Annotated in this window: 15 protein-coding genes; 6 read left to right on the top strand and 9 right to left on the bottom strand. The window is 63.2% G+C overall.

What is annotated here, in order from left to right:
- The 3 genes from H1204_RS23975 to H1204_RS23965 all read left to right on the top strand — a co-directional run bounded on the left by H1204_RS23975 (position 1) and on the right by H1204_RS23965 (position 2445).
- The gene (locus tag H1204_RS23975) at positions 1 to 822 is read left to right on the top strand and encodes a spherulation-specific family 4 protein (protein ID WP_180731046.1); all 822 of its coding nucleotides are present in this window, start codon (positions 1 to 3) and stop codon (positions 820 to 822) included.
- 209 nt (positions 823 to 1031) lie between these two features.
- Positions 1032 to 1832, top strand: coding sequence for a hypothetical protein (locus H1204_RS23970; RefSeq protein ID WP_243468650.1), 801 nt, complete (start codon positions 1032 to 1034; stop codon positions 1830 to 1832).
- A gap of 172 nt (positions 1833 to 2004) precedes the next feature.
- Positions 2005 to 2445 (top strand): PRC-barrel domain-containing protein, encoded by a 441-nt coding sequence (locus H1204_RS23965; RefSeq protein ID WP_180731044.1) that lies wholly within the window; start codon positions 2005 to 2007, stop codon positions 2443 to 2445.
- Positions 2446 to 2568: 123 nt separating this feature from the next.
- Here H1204_RS23965 and rpoD read toward each other — a convergent pair whose 3' ends face one another.
- From rpoD to H1204_RS23950, 3 genes are all read right to left on the bottom strand, one after another.
- Positions 2569 to 4569 (bottom strand): RNA polymerase sigma factor RpoD, encoded by a 2001-nt coding sequence (rpoD, locus tag H1204_RS23960; RefSeq protein ID WP_180731043.1) that lies wholly within the window; start codon positions 4567 to 4569, stop codon positions 2569 to 2571.
- Positions 4570 to 4871: 302 nt separating this feature from the next.
- Positions 4872 to 5132: a hypothetical protein gene (locus tag H1204_RS23955; protein ID WP_243468649.1), complete on the bottom strand. Its 261-nt coding sequence runs from the start codon at positions 5130 to 5132 to the stop codon at positions 4872 to 4874.
- A 201-nt stretch (positions 5133 to 5333) separates the two neighbouring features.
- A complete protein-coding gene (locus H1204_RS23950; protein ID WP_180731041.1) occupies positions 5334 to 6227 on the bottom strand; it encodes a LysR family transcriptional regulator in 894 nt (297 codons plus the stop codon).
- Positions 6228 to 6336: 109 nt separating this feature from the next.
- On the opposite strand from H1204_RS23950, the gene H1204_RS23945 reads away from it, so the two are divergent.
- The 3 genes from H1204_RS23945 to H1204_RS23935 are packed head-to-tail and all read left to right on the top strand — an operon-like array spanning position 6337 to position 8514.
- A complete protein-coding gene (locus tag H1204_RS23945) occupies positions 6337 to 6963 on the top strand; it encodes a nitroreductase family protein (RefSeq protein ID WP_180731040.1) in 627 nt (208 codons plus the stop codon).
- A gap of 55 nt (positions 6964 to 7018) precedes the next feature.
- A complete protein-coding gene (locus tag H1204_RS23940; protein WP_180731039.1) occupies positions 7019 to 8005 on the top strand; it encodes a zinc-binding dehydrogenase in 987 nt (328 codons plus the stop codon).
- A gap of 26 nt (positions 8006 to 8031) precedes the next feature.
- Positions 8032 to 8514 carry an SgcJ/EcaC family oxidoreductase gene (locus tag H1204_RS23935; protein WP_180731038.1) on the top strand — a complete coding sequence of 161 codons (483 nt, stop codon included), beginning with the start codon at positions 8032 to 8034 and terminating at the stop codon, positions 8512 to 8514.
- 9 nt (positions 8515 to 8523) lie between these two features.
- Here the strand turns inward: H1204_RS23935 and H1204_RS23930 are convergent, their stop codons facing one another.
- From H1204_RS23930 to H1204_RS23905, 6 genes are all read right to left on the bottom strand, one after another.
- Positions 8524 to 8832, bottom strand: a complete 309-nt coding sequence (locus tag H1204_RS23930) for an RNA-binding protein (protein WP_180731037.1) — start codon at positions 8830 to 8832, stop codon at positions 8524 to 8526.
- A 13-nt stretch (positions 8833 to 8845) separates the two neighbouring features.
- A complete protein-coding gene (gene fabI, locus H1204_RS23925) occupies positions 8846 to 9625 on the bottom strand; it encodes an enoyl-ACP reductase FabI (protein ID WP_180731036.1) in 780 nt (259 codons plus the stop codon).
- Between the two features lie 2 nt (positions 9626 to 9627).
- Positions 9628 to 10809, bottom strand: a complete 1182-nt coding sequence (locus H1204_RS23920; protein ID WP_180731035.1) for an acetate/propionate family kinase — start codon at positions 10807 to 10809, stop codon at positions 9628 to 9630.
- A 19-nt stretch (positions 10810 to 10828) separates the two neighbouring features.
- Positions 10829 to 11770 (bottom strand): phosphate acetyltransferase, encoded by a 942-nt coding sequence (locus H1204_RS23915; RefSeq protein WP_180731034.1) that lies wholly within the window; start codon positions 11768 to 11770, stop codon positions 10829 to 10831.
- Between the two features lie 89 nt (positions 11771 to 11859).
- Positions 11860 to 14145, bottom strand: a complete 2286-nt coding sequence (locus H1204_RS23910; protein WP_180731033.1) for a DUF3141 domain-containing protein — start codon at positions 14143 to 14145, stop codon at positions 11860 to 11862.
- 397 nt (positions 14146 to 14542) lie between these two features.
- On the bottom strand, positions 14543 to 15697 hold the full coding sequence (locus H1204_RS23905) for an acyl-CoA dehydrogenase family protein (RefSeq protein WP_180731032.1): 1155 nt from the start codon (positions 15695 to 15697) through the stop codon (positions 14543 to 14545).
- Positions 15698 to 15775 lie beyond the last annotated feature (78 nt).

Raw genomic sequence — 15775 nt, 5'->3', positions numbered from 1 at the left:
ATGTTCAACGCTCGCACACCCGTTTCAGGGTTTCGCGCTATTCAGTGGTTGCGACGTGTGGCGTTGCTTGCAGTGGCGCCGTTGGCCATTGCCGTTCATGCGAATGCTTATGCGGCAACTGTGCTGCCGCTGACCGTCCCCGCGTATTTCGATCCCGTCGGCAAGGGCGCCGGTTACTGGAACGATCTCGCGACGACGGCGGCCAAAGTGCCGACCACGGTCATTCTGAATCCCAACAGCGGTCCCGGCACGAATGCAGACGCCACGTATATCGCGGCAATCGCGAAAGTGCATGCAGCAGGCGGCCGCGTGATCGGCTACGTGTCGACATCGTATGCGAAGCGTTCGTTGTCGGCTGTCGTGACGGACATCAATCGCTATGTCGCGCTCTATAAGATCGACGGCTTCTTCATCGACGAGATGACGTCGGACAGCGTGACGTCGCATGTCCAGTTCTATCAGTCGGTCTACAACTACATCAAAGGGCTTTCGTCCGCGTATTCGGTGATGGGCAATCCGGGCACGAACATCCCCGAACTCTACGCAAGCCTGCCCACGGCCGATCAATTCGTTGTATTCGAAGATTCTGCGAAGCGCTACGCAAACTACGCTGCGGCGAAGTGGCAAGCCAACTATCCGGCGAAGCGTTTCGTGCACATCGTGTACGGCGCGACAGAGGCGCAGATGCCGGGCATCGTGTCGTACGCGGCGATGCATGGCGCAGGCAGCGTGTTCGTCACATCAACGGGCTTGCCGAATCCGTACAAGAACCTGCCCACCTGGTGGAGCCAACTGGTGAGCAGTGTGCTCGCAATCAAATAACCAAGAAGAACGAAGGCGCTTCGCGCCGTGCAGTTCGATGTCGATGTACGCCAGGCGCTTGCGCCTGGCTTTTTTTTCGCCAACCCATTCGGGCAAACGCGTGCATGCCATATCCCGTCGATCGAATACGCTTAGAATGCGTGCTGAAATGGACTGCGTTTAACGCAGCGAGGCGCATCGATAGCGCCGTTTTCAACGGAGAGGATGTTGTGCAATTTCTGAATCGCACGGTTGCTTCGGCTAATCGCGTGCTGCCAATGCTGTGTGTTGCGCTGACGTTGTGCGCCGGCGCGGCGAACGCCACGCCGGCCGCGCCCACGGGCAACGTGGCGCATGAGGCAAGCACCCCTGCAACGCCTGACCGCTTCACCGCCGACGACCCCGTCAAGGTGCGCGACATGCTCGCGAGCCAGATGCCCCCGGCCGCGTCGGATTCGCTGACCACTCGCATCCGCAAGTTCGCGCGCGAACCCTACGACCGCATCGTGCGCGGTCATGCGGAGGCGGCCGAAAATGGGCAGCGCACTTTCCTGTTCATGATTCCGGCGCCGCACGGCATTCTGTATCGCTCGAATACGCATGTGCTGAGCGTGAACGTGCCGCTTGCCAGCGACGACGATCCCGACGCGATCCAGCTCTACCAGAGCATCGTCGGCCCGAGCGGGCGCGGCCTCGTGATCGCGCCCGATGCGAAGGCCAAGGGTTTTATCCAGACGATCGATTCGATCGAACTGGCGACGGAAGGCAAGGCGAAGACGACGGCACGCGGGCGTCTGACCGTCCCGCAAGCAGCCTTCGAGCAGGCCGACAACAACTTTGCGATCGTGCTGGTCTGCACGCTCGAATCGCCGTATCTGACGGAGACGCGAGAGCACACCGATCCCACCGACGAAGAACCCACCGACATCACGCGCCGCACCTCGACACTGCACGCGAACGTTCATGCCATCTGGCTGGTGAACCAGAAAGACGGCACGGTGATTGGCAAAGGGCTGCGGCTCGCCAAGTAGCGGTGCATATAGACGCGATGCACGTCGCCGTGCGCGTAGGAAACGGCGCACGCATTCTCGGAAAAAACCTACGTACCCTTCTGCGACTTTTTCTTTCTGATGCGGTAAGGTATGACGCTTCCTCTTACAGTAGCGGCAGTCCTTCGCAACATTTCACATCGGAGAATAAGCTATGAAGGCAAAGTGGGCAGCGGTTCTGATCGCGGCATCGACGTTCGGCTTGATGGCAGGCCAGGCAAGCGCGCAAGTGGCAGGCTCGCAGACTATCGGCGTGAGCGTCGAGCAGGAATCGATCATCGTCAACGGCTGGAGCGCGAAGAAGAGCCTGCTTGGCAAGCCAATCTACAACGAGCAAGGCCAGAAGGTCGGCGTGCTGCACGACATCATCATCGCGCCGGACAATGCGGCTTCGTTCGCGATCGTTGCTGCGCATCAGTTCCTCGGCGTGTCGCAGCATGACGTCGCCGTGCCGTTCTCGCAGATCGACTTTACGGGCGGCAAGCTGGTGTGGGCAGGCGCGACCAAGGACGCTGTGAAGGCCATTCCGGCCTTCGAGTACGCGAAGGTCCGCGCAACGCCGATCGCTCGCAAGGAATACAGCGAGCATCACTAAGCGTGTCATGCGGTTCGCATCGAGTTCGAGCGAACCGCAAGCATAAAAAAACGCGGCAGCCTTTAGGCTGCCGCGTTTCGTTTGAGGCTCTGCCGCGCCCTTATCAGGCGGCGGCGATAGCGATCAGCTGCGTTCGAGGAACGGGCGCAGCTTGTCCGCGCGGCTCGGGTGGTTGAGCTTGCGGATCGCCTTGCCTTCGATCTGGCGGATACGCTCGCGCGTCACGTCGAACTGGCGGCCCACTTCTTCGAGCGTCAGTTCCGACGCCGTGTCGATGCCGTAGCGCATGCGCAGCACCTTCGCTTCACGCGGCGTGAGAGCGTCGAGTGCTTCGTCGATCGCGCGGCGCATGTTCGCGTGCACGGCGGCGTCGGCGGGCGACGTTGCGGACGTGTCTTCGATCATGTCGCCGAGCGTCGTGTCGGCATCTTCACCCACGGGCGAATCCAGCGATGCCGGATTCTTCGCGATCTTCAGGATGCTGCGGATCTTCGCCTCAGGCATGTCCATGCGCTCGGCGAGTACCGACGGATGCGGCTCCTGGCCCGTCTGCTGAACGATCTCGCGCTGAATGCGATTCAGCTTGTTGATCGATTCGATCATGTGAACCGGCACACGAATGGTGCGCGCCTGGTCGGCGATCGCGCGTGTGATGGCCTGACGGACCCACCACGTTGCGTACGTCGAGAACTTCCAGCCGCGACGGTATTCGAACTTGTCCACTGCCTTCATCAGGCCGATGTTGCCTTCCTGGATCAGGTCGAGGAAGTGCATGCCGCGGTTGACGTACTTCTTCGCGATCGAAATGACGAGACGCAGGTTCGCTTCGATCATCTCGCGCTTGGCCTGACGCATCTTGCCTTCCGCCGAGCCGAGCTGCTTGTTGATCTGCTTGAGCTGCTGCAGCGGCAGCGCGATCGACGCTTCGATGTCGACCAGCTTCTGCTGTTCTGACTGGATGGCAGGCAGGTGACGCTCGAGCGCCGGACCGTACGACTTCGACTTCGCGGCGACGCGCGTCGTCCAGTCGAGATCGGTTTCGTTGCCGGGGAACGATTCGACGAACGCTTCACGCGGCATGTCGCAGCGATCCACGGCGATCTGCAGGATGTTGCGTTCGATCGCGCGAACCTGCGCGACCTGCGCCTGCACTTCCGCGCACAGGCGGTCGATGGTCTTTGCCGTGAAGCGGATCGGCGTGAGTTCCTGCTGGATCGACTCGCGCAGGTTGGCGATGGCCGTCGCGCGGCGCTTGTCCGTGACGGGCATGTCGGGCACGCTGGCGAAGAGGTCGCGCACGCGCTGGAAGATCGCGAGGCTGTCCGCCGTCAGTTGCTCGAGGCGTGCGGCGTTGGCTTTTTCGCCGCCGTCATCCGACAGGTCGCCGTCGTCTTCGTCCGAATCTTCGTCCGAGGCGCTTGCTTCCAGCTCTTCTTCCGCGGCGACGTCCGCTGCGTCCTCGTCGAGTTCGGCGGCTTCGCTCGTGTCGCTGATGCCGTCGACCAGTTCGTCGATGCGGATTTCACCCGCGACGACGCGGTCCACGTCCGAGAGGATCGTCGAGATGATTGACGGGCACATTGCGATGGCTTGCACCATGTCCTGCAGGCCGCCTTCGATGCGCTTGGCGATTTCGATTTCGCCGGCGCGCGTGAGCAGCTCGCTCGCACCCATTTCACGCATATACATGCGGACCGGGTCGGTGGTGCGGCCAAATTCGGAGTCGACCGTGGACAGCGCGACTTCCGCTTCCTCATCGGCCTGATCGTCCGATGCGGCAGCCGACGGGCCATCGTTCAGAAGCAGTGTTTCCGCGTCGGGCGCCGTTTCGTACACGGACACGCCCATTTCGCCGAACGTACTGACGATGGTTTCCATCGCGGCCGTTTCGGTGAAATTGTCGGGCAAGTGGTCGTTGATGTCGGCGTGCGTCAAATAGCCGCGCTCGCGGCCCAGCGCGATCAGCGCGCGCATCTGACGTTGACGCTCTTCAACGAGGGATTCCAGCAAGGCCGCATCTTGCGGCGCGGCGGCGGGTTGCGCCTTCGCTTTTGCTGCGCGCTTGGGCGCCTTCGTTGCAGTGATGGTTTCGAACTGGGAGTTGTCCCGGTCAAGCTTTGCCAATACGTTCTCCTCGGCAGGCTGTTTCGCATCCCCGCGCGCGCACACGCGGCAGGCGGGCTGACCTGTCGGATCGTGAGATGTGGGCGGGGTGTTGCACGAATCGATTGACGCGGAACGGTGTGCTCGAAGTCACTGGCGATGCGCTGGCATGCCAGCACGTTCACCCGGACTTCCGCGCAGTGCCTTCCAGTTAGGACGCAATTCGACGCGTGCTGAAAAGTGAATCTGCGAGTGTAGCAGAAAAGGTGGTGCAGTGCACCAGTTTTATGCAGCTGTTGATGCCCCGTGCTGGTGCATGCCCGTCACCGCCGATTGCGCGACAGGTCAGACGCGACGATGCCCGCGAGCGCCGCGACCAGCAGGCAGCCGACCGTCAGCAGCGTCTTGGCGACGGCCACGGACACATGCTCGGGCCCGATCACCGCGAACGCGCCGACCAGCAGCCCGACGGCCGACAGCGCGAACATCGCCCACGGCGCGCCGCCGTGCTTCGCGGCATCTTTCGGGACGCAGGTCGTGTCCTGCGAGCGTTCGGGATCGGGAACGGTAGACGGTGTGGTCACGGCGGAAGCTTTAGACGACGAAGAGATAGAACCTATCTTATGCGACGCATCGTTCATTTCGACAACGTGTTTCTTTCGAACCGGTAACTGGACAGGATGGGCGTAGGCCGTGGCCGGCAGCCGCGCTGCGAGGTCCATCATGTTATGACATAACGGGAACGGCGTCAGCGGGCAACGCGTGGGATGTGCAGAAGTACAACGTCAAGGTAACGGGCCATCGTCCGCGGCGTCGCCGCGCAGGCGTTCCTGACAAAAATCCAGATACGCGCGAACGATCGACGACGGATGCCGGTGCGACGGATACAGCAGATTGATCTCTTGCAACGGCAACGGGTAATCGGGCAGCAGCGCGACGACGTGGCCTGCTTTCACATCGTCGGCGACCAGGTACGGCGGCAGTTCCGTCGCGGCCTCGCCGCGCAGCACGCGAAACCGCAAATGCGCGTAGTCGTTCGTCGATATGAGCGGCTTCGGCTGGAAGGTCGCGTTGCCGAGCCGCCATAGCGGCCGGGCGTAGCTGTTCTGCATCCACGCTGCGCAAGGATAACGATTGAGGTCGTCCGGTGTGACGGGCGGACCCAGCCGTTCGACGAGTGCGCGGCTCGCGACCAGCACGTGCCGGTACGCGAACATCTTGCGCGCGACCATCAGTTCGTGATCGATCGCGCCGACGCGCAGCGCGACATCGATGCCGTCAGCCGTCAGATCGACGCGGCGCTCGGTCGAGTAGACGAACACGCGAATGCCCGGATAGCGCTGCTGGAACGCGTCGAGCACGGCCCACCACGGTTCGAAGGACGGCGGCAGCGACAGCCGCAGATAACCCTTCAGTTGCGCCTGCGAACTGAGCACGGCTTCCCGTGCGTCGACGAGCGACTCGATGCCACGGCTTGCGTGTTCGTACAGCCGGGTGCCGGCGTCCGTCAGCTTCGTGCCGCGCGCCGTGCGTTCCAGCAGTTGCACCGACAGTTGCTGCTCCAGTTCGCGCATCTTGCGGCTCAGTGTGGGCAGCGGTACGCCGAGCCGCTGCGCCGCCGCCGACAGACTCCCCGTCTGCACGACGTTGACGAACATTTCGACCGCGTTCAGATCCATCGTTCGTCCTTCCACATTTGAGAGGGAGCGTGCCAGTTTTGCGAGTTCCGCTTTTCATTCCGATAGGCCAAAGTAGCATCACATCGTCCCGATCAACAAGGAGAACAAGATGTCTGCCGTTGAGAACCCGGTTGAAAGCCACATCGAATCGCGCACCTCTGCAAATCATTTCGATGTCGCGCGCCATGTGGCCGACCACGAAATCGAAGACCTGATTCGCCTCGCGACGAAGGCGCCTTCGGCGTTCAACCTGCAGAACTGGAAGTTTGTCGCGGTTCGCACTGCCGACGCGAAGGCGCGTCTGTTGCCGCACGCGTACGGGCAACGGAAGGTCGTCGACGCGGCGGTCACGTTCATCGTTTGCGGCACGCTCGAACCGCACCGGACGCTGCCGGTTGCGCTTCAGCCATCCGTGGACGCCGGTCTGCTGGATCGCGCGACCTACGACGGCTGGGTCGGCGCCGCGCGCTCGATGTATCAGGACAACCCGGCGTTCCAGCGTGACGAAGCGATCCGTTCGGCGTCGCTTGCCGCGATGACGTTGATGCTCGCGGCGCAGGGGAAGGGCCTCGCGTCCGGCCCGATGATCGGCTTCGATCCGGCCGGCGTCGCGCGCGAGTTCGGACTGGCGTCGACCGATGTGCCCGCGATGCTCGTCACCGTTGGCTATCCCGCACCGGGCAACTGGCCGCAAAAGCCACGCAGGCCCGTTGCCGACGTATTGCTGTTCGCCTGATACCGGCGCGTTCAGATGAAAGCGGAACAATTATCCAATTAATCAGGAGTCCACGATGAAAGCCTATGTGATCGAACGGGCCGGCGGCCCGGAAGTGCTCGAACTGCGCGACATGCCGTCTGTCCCGCCGAAGTCCGATGAAGTGCGCATTCGCGTGCGCGCCTTCGGTATCAACCGCGCTGAAGCGTATCTGCGCGCCGGCAAACTCGGGCCGATCGACGCGCCCCGCGTGCCCGGCATCGAAGCGGTCGGCGAAATACTCGAAGATCCGTCTGGCGCGTTTCACGCCGGCGAGCGGGTTGCAACCGCGATGGGCGGACTGCAGTTCACGCGGGCGGGAAGCTATGCGGAGGAAATCACCGTGCTCGCGCGTAACGTCGTGTCGCTTCAGGGCAGCGCGTTGCCGTGGGAAGAACTGGCCGCGCTGCCGCAAGCGTATCTGACCGCGTGGGGCGCGCTGCGCAAAAGCCTGAAGATCGAAGCGGGGCAAACGCTGCTGGTGCGGGGCGCCACATCGTCGGTCGGCCTTGCTGCCGTCACCTATGCGAAGGCCTCGGGCGCGCGCGTGCTCGCTTCGACCCGCTCCACGGAGCACGCCGGGCGGCTGTATCGCGCAGGCGCCGACGCGGTCATCGTCGACGTCGGGACGATCGCAGAACAGGTGCTTGATGCACAACCGGCCGGCGTCGATGCCGCGCTCGAAATTGTCGGCGCCGCGACACTTCGCGACACCATGAAAACGGTGCGCCCGTTTGGCGCGATCACGGTGATCGGCATGCTCGGCGGCCCGCCCGTGCTCGATCAGTTCAATCTGATCGCCGATCTGCCGCCTGCCGCGCGACTGAGCTTCTTTCCGAGCCAGTTGTTCGGCACGGAGGCTTTGCCGCTCATCAACACGCCGCTGAAGTCGCTTGCACTCGATGTGGAGAACAGGCGTATCCCGTCGCACCTCGTACAGGCATTTGCATTCGACGAACTGCAGGACGCGCATCGTCTGATCGAGAGTAATCGTGCGCTCGGCAAGATCGTGGTGCGGCTATGAACGCGGCATGTGAGAGGGCCGTCAACATGACATTCAGGACATTGTTCGCTCCCGTGCTGTTTGCGGCCAGCGTCGCGCTGCCGGGCGCTGCGTCTGCCGCGCCCTTGACCGACACGGACCGCGCGATCACGCAACAACTGCATCGCTACGAGCAGGGGCTGAACGCGTCGGACACCGACGCGATCATGAGCCTATACGACGACGCACCCGTTGTCATGGCACAGTACGCGCCGCCGGCAGAAGGGCGTGAAGCCGTGCGCGACGCGTACACGCACGCTTTCAGCGCGGTCAGGCTGAACGTGCGTTTTTCGATCGATGAGATCAAGCCGATGTCGCCCGACTGGGCGTTCGCACGCACGCGCTCGACGGGCACGATCGAAACGCTGACAGGTAAGCACGCAACGCAGCCCGAAGCCAATCAGGAGTTGTTCATCCTGCATCGCGGGGCGGACGGCATCTGGCGTGTCGCGCGTTATAGCTTTTCGACGATCAATCCGCCCGCGGTCTGAATCCGCAATCTAGAAGACGGGCCCCGGCAACGCGGTCCGAGTCTGACGGCGTGTCTCGGCCGCTTCGCTGACGTCCCAGAACGACAGCACCTGCACCGACAGCCGGCAGCGATGCCAGTACATGCCGTGCAGGCGGCGCCGGATGTAGTTCAGCGTCGTCCAGTTCGCACCCTTGATGGCGATGAGCGCGGCGGGGTGCGCGTCGGCTTCGCCGACCAGTTCGATGTCACGGCAGTCCGCGTGCGAATAGCGGAACACGAGCGCTTTCACATCATCGAGCGAGGCTTTTTGCGGCAGGCCGGTAATCAACAGTTTCATGCCCTTGTCCCGCTCAGCCGATGATGCTCACGCCGCCGTCGACGAACACCGTGTTGCCCGTCATGCGGCGCGCGAAGGGCGTCGCAAGGAACGCGCAGGTGTAGCCGACGTCCATGATGTCGACGAGTTCGCCGATGGGCGCGCGCTCGGCCGCTTCGGTGAGCAGCAGATCGAAGTCCTTCAGTCCCGACGCGGCGCGCGTCTTCAGCGGTCCCGGCGAAATGGGATGCACGCGGATGCGCTTCGGTCCGAGTTCATGCGCCAGATAGCGGCACGACGCTTCGAGCGCGGCCTTCACAGGCCCCATCAGATCGTAGTTCGGCACGACGCGCGTCGCGCCCAGATAGCTCATCGCGAACAGCGAACCGCCTTCGTCCATCAGCGGCGCGGCGAGGCGCGCCATGCGGATGAACGAATGACACGAAATATCCATCGCCACCGAAAAGCCTTCCGCCGAACTGTTGAGCAGGCCGCCTTGCAGATCGGCTTTCGGCGCGAACGCGATCGAATGCACGGCAACGTCGAGCCGTCCCCACGTCGCGCGGATTTCATCGAACACGGCTTCGAGTTCGCCGGGCTTCGACACGTCGAGTGGCAGCAGCAGCGACGCGCCGAGTTCCTTCGCGAGCGGCTCGACGTATGCCTTCGCCTTCTCATTCAGATAGGTGATCGCGAGTTCGGCGCCAAGCTCGCGGAACGCGCGCGCGCAGCCGTACGCGATCGAATGCTCGTTCGCGATCCCGACGACCAGCACCTTGTGTTGCGCCATCACCTGACTCGTTGGCGTGTTCATGCTTACCCCTCCAGTCGGCCGAGCGCGTGCCGGGCGATCATCAGTTCTTCGTTGGTCGGAATCACCCATACGTCGACGGCACTTTTCGAACTGCTGATGCGCGGACCGTGCCGTTGATTCGCCGCATCATCGAGCGAGACGCCGAGCCACGCCGCTAGCTCGGCCACGCGCTTGCGCACCGGGTCCGCGCGTTCGCCGATGCCTGCAGTGAAGACGATCGCGTCAAGCCCGCCGAGCGCGGCCGCGAGCGAGCCGAGCTCGCGCGAAATGCGATAGCAGAACAGCTCGACGGCTTCGGTGGCTTTCGGATCGTCGCTGGCGAGCAGCGTGCGCATGTCGCTGGAAATGCCGGACACGCCGAGCAGACCAGAGCGCTTGTAGAGCAGCGATTCGATCGCGCGCGCATCCATGTTCGCTTCTTCGAGCATCCACAGCACGACGCCGGGATCGAGACTGCCAGAGCGCGTGCCCATCACGAGTCCTTCGACGGCGGTGAAGCCCATCGTGCTCGCGACGCTTTTGCACTGGTCGAAGGCCGTCATGCTCGCGCCGTTGCCCAGATGCAGCACGACGGTTTTGCCTTTCGCGGCGCGCTCGTCGATTTGCGGCAACACGCTCGCGATGTATTCGTACGACAGCCCGTGAAAACCATAGCGCCGCACGCCGCGCTCCGTAATATCGGGCGGCAACGCGAAGCGCGTTGCGACAGCGGGCTGCGTGTGATGAAACGCCGTATCGAAGCATGCGATCTGCGGCACCTGCGCATTGCGCGCCATGATCGAACGGATGACGGCGAGATTGTGCGGCTGATGCAGCGGCGCAAGCGGCACGAGCGCTTCGAGATCCTGCATCACCTGCGCATCGACGCGCACGGGCTTCGAATACTTGTCGCCGCCGTGCACGACGCGATGGCCGACCGCGAGGAGGGTTGCGCGTCCCTCGCCATGGCTGCGCAGCCAGTCGAGCAGAAATGCCGTCGCGTTGTCGTGCCCGAGGCGTTCGCCTTCGGGCCAACGTTTGTCTTCGATGACTTCGCCGTTTTGCCGCTTCGCGGTGAAGCGCGGGTTGGTATAGATCTCTTCGATCTTGCCGCCCGCAAAGGGTTCGAGCTGCGTGCCTTTCGCTTCAAACACGTGAAACTTGATGCTCGACGAGCCCGCGTTGATGACGAGGATGACGTCCATGCCACTCCCTCAAGACGTGTCAAACGATGGCGGAAGAGGGTTGCTCGCGCCGCGCGAGCGCGACCATCGACGCAACGGCGCACGAAGCAAGCCGCGTGATGACAGAATCCGCGCGGCTCGTGAGAATGATGGGCACCTTCGCGCCGAGCACGATGCCGGCGGCATCGGCGCCCGCGAGAAACGTCAGGCTCTTCGCGAGCATGTTGCCCGCTTCGAGATCGGGCACGACGAGCACGTTCGCATGGCCCGCGACGGGCGAATCGATGCCCTTGATCTTCGCGGCGTCCTCGTTGATGGCGTTGTCGAGCGCAAGCGGGCCGTCGAGTATGCCGCCCGTGATCTGGCCGCGGTCGGCCATCTTGCACAGCGCGGCGGCTTCGAGTGTCGATGGGACCTTGGAGTTGACGGTTTCCATTGCCGACAGGATCGCGACGCGCGCAACGGGAAAACGCAGCGCATGCGCGAGGTCGATTGCGTTCTGCACGATGTCGCGTTTTTCATCGAGCGTGGGCGCGATGTTGACGGCGGCGTCGGTGATGATCAGCGCTTCGGCGCGGCCCGGCACGTCCATGATGAAGCAATGGCTCACGCGCCGCTCGGTGCGCAGGCCGGTGGCGCGCGCGACCACGGCGGCCATCAGTTCGTCCGTGTGCAACGAGCCTTTCATCAGTGCCTGCGCTCGGCCTTCGTGCACCAGTTGCACCGCGCATTCGGCAGCGGCGTGGCTATGCGCGGCGTCGACGATGGGCAGATCACCGAGATCGAGATTGCCTTCTTTCGCGGCCGCTTCGATCTTCGCGCGAGGACCGACCAGTATCGGCGCGATCAATTTCAGCCGCGCGGCTTCGACGACGGCCGACAGGGAATCATGGTCGCAAGGATGCGCAACGGCCGTAGGCGTCGGCGGAAGCGTGGCTGCAAAGGCAACCAGACGCTCGTATTTCTCGCGTTTGTGTTCCATCTTCAGTGCCCTCGTAGGTGAGGCGATCGGAGTGGCCTGTCGTGCGCGGTGGACTGTGACCGTCCACTCGCGCACCGGGAGACCATCTGTCATTCGACCTGCTGGCGCGCGGGCTCCGCGCGTCGCGACGTTTTCTTCTTCGATGCCGACTCGAAAATGGTCAGCACGCGTGCAAGAGCGGCGCGCTCGTGGTCGTCGAGCGTCAGCACCGTGCTGAGCTTGTCGATGTCGCGCGCGGCGTTGCGGATGTTGTCGGGCGGCGCGCTCGCGAGCAGGCCCGGCATGGCGTCGATTGCAGCCTCGCTGTCGAGGCGCAGCAGCGCGGCCTGTTCGCGCACGACATGCTTGAACGCCAGAATGCCTTGATCCGACAGCTTGCTCAGCATTTCGCGCGCGAGATTGAAGCGGCGCTCGTCCGCTTCGCCATGCGTGCGCCGCACGTATAGCAGCGCGCGCACGCTCGCTTCGACGAGACCGCCTTCCGTCATGTCGTGGCGCAGACGTTCATGCTCCGCGACGATCGACGCCTCGCGCTCTTCGGTGTCGCCCGGTTCCGTCAACGCGGCGTTTGCTTCACTGTCGGTTCGCGGCGGAAGGCCCGCGAAGGCTTGCAGCCAGGGCGCGCCATAGACGGTTTCGAAAATCTGCTCGACGGCGGCATCGCGCATGTCGCGATAGAAATCGAACGACGCGATGACGGCATCCGACATGACCGTCTGCATCTGCAGGAACGGGTTGTCGGCCGCGACGGGCGCGCGCGCTTCCTTCACGCTTTCAGCAGCCTGCGCGACGGACGACGCAAGCGGATTGCGATCGGACCACAGTTCGTACGTGACGCGCAGCGGATGCAGCTTGCTCGAAAGATCCGTAGTCAACGGTGTCGTGCATGCGCGCACCCACGGCTGCATGAAGCTGCGATACAGGCCGAGATTGACGCGCGACAGATACGCTGCCGTGGCGAAGCGCCGGTCGCTTTCGGGATCGGGCTGCACGATCTTGCGCACGTCGGCGATGGTGCGCGAAGAAATCGACATCACATACTGGCCTTGCGCGAGTTCCGCATAAGGCGTCGCGTCCGTCTTCGCGCCCATGTGCGCTTCGTACAGGCCCGACGGCAGCAGGTCGATCAGATCGATATTGCTGACGAACTCGCGATGTTCCTTCTTCCCCGTGCTGCTCGACACGAAGATGCCAAGATGGCCGATGCTGTCGTGCGTCGCGTAGACGATGGTCTGGTCGTGGCCGAGCAGATCGGCGTCGTCGCGATAGAGGTCGGTGATCCAGCCGAGCGCTTGCGGCGGTGGCGTGATGTTGTCGCCATACGAGCAGAACACGACGATGGGCGAGCGAATATTGCGCAGATCGAGCCGCACACCTTCCGACGTCACGATCTCCCCGCTGACGAAGCGGTTGCCGACAAAGAGATTATCGACGATGTACTGCATTTCGCCCGCGTTCAGAAACACGTGGCCGCCCCAATACTTTTCGAAGCCGAGATAGCGCGGACCTTCCGTGTCGATGTTCGCGTACAGGTTGTACTGCTTGGTCCACAACGTGTTCGCCGGGTTCAGGTTCTCGAAGTTCTGCACGAGCCACGCGCCGTCGAAGCGGCCATCGCCGAGATCGCCGGTGAGCGCCGTGAGCCACGAGCCGCCGAGCATGCCGCCCGAATAGCGCATCGGGTTCTTGCCGCGCCAGCCGGCCCAGTACGAGACGGGTGCGCCCGCGACGACGATCGGGCCGAACAGGTCAGGGCGCATCGACGCTGTCATCAGCACTTGCCAGCCCGCCTGGCAATTGCCGATCACGGCGGGTTTGCCGGGGCTGTTCGGGTGCAGTTCGATGACTTTTTCGAGGAAGGCGGCTTCCGCGTGCATCACGTCTTCGACGGTTTGTCCCGGCACGGGGTCGGGCAGAAAGCCGATGAAGTAGCAGGGATGGCCCGCCCGCAACGCCGCGCCGATTTCGCTGTCGCGCTTGAATCCGCCGATGCCGGGCCCGTGTCCGGCGCGCGGATCGACCACCACGAACGGACGCAGGCGTCCGGGATCATGCCCTTCCGCAAGGTCGCGGTCGGGCTTCAGATCATCCGGCGCGGTGATGCGCACGAGACCGTAGTTGACGGGGCGCGGCAGCGTGCGCCCATCGACGATGAGTTCGGTGTCGAAGTCGAGCACATTGGGCACGCGCTCCTGCATGTGCGCGTGATACTGATTGCCTCGTTCGCGCATCACGTCGGCGAACAGCACGCTGCGCTGCCATGCGTCGACAGCGTAGGCGTAGCCTTGCGCGAGCAGATTGCCCGGCATCGATGCGAAGGGCATCGAAGGCGCGAATGTGTCAGGTGTAGCGGCGTTCGGTTGAGACTGATTCATGGTCGCATCTGCTCCCTCAAAGGGTCGGCGCCGCGGTCTCGCGCAACGTTCACATGCACGCGTGATGCACGCATGAAGCGCTTACCCGACGCGCGAGCAACGTTGCAATGAGTCGCGCGGCCTGAAACCAGGGCGAGACTTCTACGCGCCTCGACGAGGCGCGGCTTCGATCAAGATCAGCGATAAAAATGGCAGAAACATGACGCTTTGATGAATGCGAACATCGGACACGCATGTTGCGTGATCCGGTGCTTGTTGCGTTGCGTCAACAACCCAGTTTAGGACGGGATGATTTTTCTGGCAATCTGAAATATGCCAGTGAGGATGTGCGGAAGTGATGCGTTGACGTCGATCAAGGCGATAGCAATCGTCCGCCTTGATCGACGTTCTGTTCAACCTAGCGGCTTGCGTCGCGAATCATATTGCGCGCGATCACCAGTTGCTGGATCTGCGTCGTGCCTTCGTAAATGCGGAACAGGCGCACGTCGCGATAGAAGCGCTCGACGGCGTACTCGGACACATAACCCGCGCCGCCATGTATCTGCACCGCGCGATCCGCGACGCGGCCGCACATCTCCGACGCGAACAGCTTGCAGCACGATGCTTCCGTCGATACGTCCTGTTTGTCGTCGCGACGGCGCGCGGCATCGAGCACCATCGAGCGCGCGGCGTAGATTTCCGCGCGGCTGTCGGCGAGCATGGCCTGCACGAGCTGGAACTCGGCGATCGGCTGGCCGAACTGCTTGCGCTCCATTGCATAGCGCAGCGCATCGTCGAGCATGCGCTCGGCCGCGCCGACGCAGATCGCAGAGATATGCAGGCGGCCTTTGTCGAGCACCTTCATCGCCGTCTTGAAGCCGACGCCCTCCTTGCCGCCGATGATATTCGCCGCCGGCACACGGCAGTTCTCGAAGATCACGTCGCAGGTATGCGCGCCTTTCTGGCCCATCTTCTTGTCGATCTTGCCGAGCGAAAGTCCAGGCGTGCCTTTCTCGACGATGAACGCCGAGATGCCGCTCGCACCTTTGATTTCAGCGTTGGTGCGCGCCATCACCGTGTAGATGCCCGCTTCGGGCGCGTTGGTAATGAACCGCTTGGTGCCGTTGATCACGTAGTGGTCACCGTCGCGCACAGCCGTCGTGCGCAGCGATGCGGCATCCGAGCCCGAACCCGGCTCCGTCAATGCGAACGACGCAATCAGTTCGCCCGACGCGAGCTTCGGCAGATAGTAGTGCTTCTGCTCATCGGTGCCGTCGATGATGAGCCCCTGTGAGCCGATGCCGTTGTTCGTGCCGATCAGCGAGCGGAACGCGGGCGAGGTCTTCGCGATCTCGAACGCGGCGAGCACTTCCTCTTCCATCGTCAGTCCGAGGCCGCCGTATTCCTCGGGAATCGACAGCCCGAAGAGACCGAGTTCACGCATCTCGCCGACGATGCCGGCGGGGATTTCATCCGTTTCGGCGACTTCGTTTTCGGCGGGCACGAGACGCTCGCGCACGAAGCGCGACAGCGAGTCGAGAAGAATGGACAGTGTTTCCTGATCGCGAATCATCGTTTTACCTTGTGTGCTATGACGCGGCTCGCCTGTTGCGCTCGCATGAACGCGTGAGGCGCGCCGCGCCGGTCTTCT

Origin of the sequence: Paraburkholderia sp. PGU19 (assembly GCF_013426915.1) — a bacterium.
Classification (GTDB): domain Bacteria; phylum Pseudomonadota; class Gammaproteobacteria; order Burkholderiales; family Burkholderiaceae; genus Paraburkholderia.
The sequence above is the reverse complement of the archived record's forward strand: the minus strand, read 5'-3'. Positions and strand labels throughout refer to the sequence as shown.

Coding starts and splice junctions, on each gene's coding strand:
- H1204_RS23975 (WP_180731046.1), top strand. CDS start 1: ATGTTCAACGCTCGCACACCCGTTTCAGGGTTTCGCGCTATTCAGTGG.
- H1204_RS23965 (WP_180731044.1), top strand. CDS start 2,005: ATGAAGGCAAAGTGGGCAGCGGTTCTGATCGCGGCATCGACGTTCGGC.
- H1204_RS23950 (WP_180731041.1), bottom strand. CDS start 6,227: ATGGATCTGAACGCGGTCGAAATGTTCGTCAACGTCGTGCAGACGGGG.
- H1204_RS23945 (WP_180731040.1), top strand. CDS start 6,337: ATGTCTGCCGTTGAGAACCCGGTTGAAAGCCACATCGAATCGCGCACC.
- H1204_RS23940 (WP_180731039.1), top strand. CDS start 7,019: ATGAAAGCCTATGTGATCGAACGGGCCGGCGGCCCGGAAGTGCTCGAA.
- H1204_RS23935 (WP_180731038.1), top strand. CDS start 8,032: ATGACATTCAGGACATTGTTCGCTCCCGTGCTGTTTGCGGCCAGCGTC.
- H1204_RS23930 (WP_180731037.1), bottom strand. CDS start 8,832: ATGAAACTGTTGATTACCGGCCTGCCGCAAAAAGCCTCGCTCGATGAT.
- fabI (WP_180731036.1), bottom strand. CDS start 9,625: ATGAACACGCCAACGAGTCAGGTGATGGCGCAACACAAGGTGCTGGTC.
- H1204_RS23920 (WP_180731035.1), bottom strand. CDS start 10,809: ATGGACGTCATCCTCGTCATCAACGCGGGCTCGTCGAGCATCAAGTTT.
- H1204_RS23915 (WP_180731034.1), bottom strand. CDS start 11,770: ATGGAACACAAACGCGAGAAATACGAGCGTCTGGTTGCCTTTGCAGCC.
- H1204_RS23910 (WP_180731033.1), bottom strand. CDS start 14,145: ATGAATCAGTCTCAACCGAACGCCGCTACACCTGACACATTCGCGCCT.
- H1204_RS23905 (WP_180731032.1), bottom strand. CDS start 15,697: ATGATTCGCGATCAGGAAACACTGTCCATTCTTCTCGACTCGCTGTCG.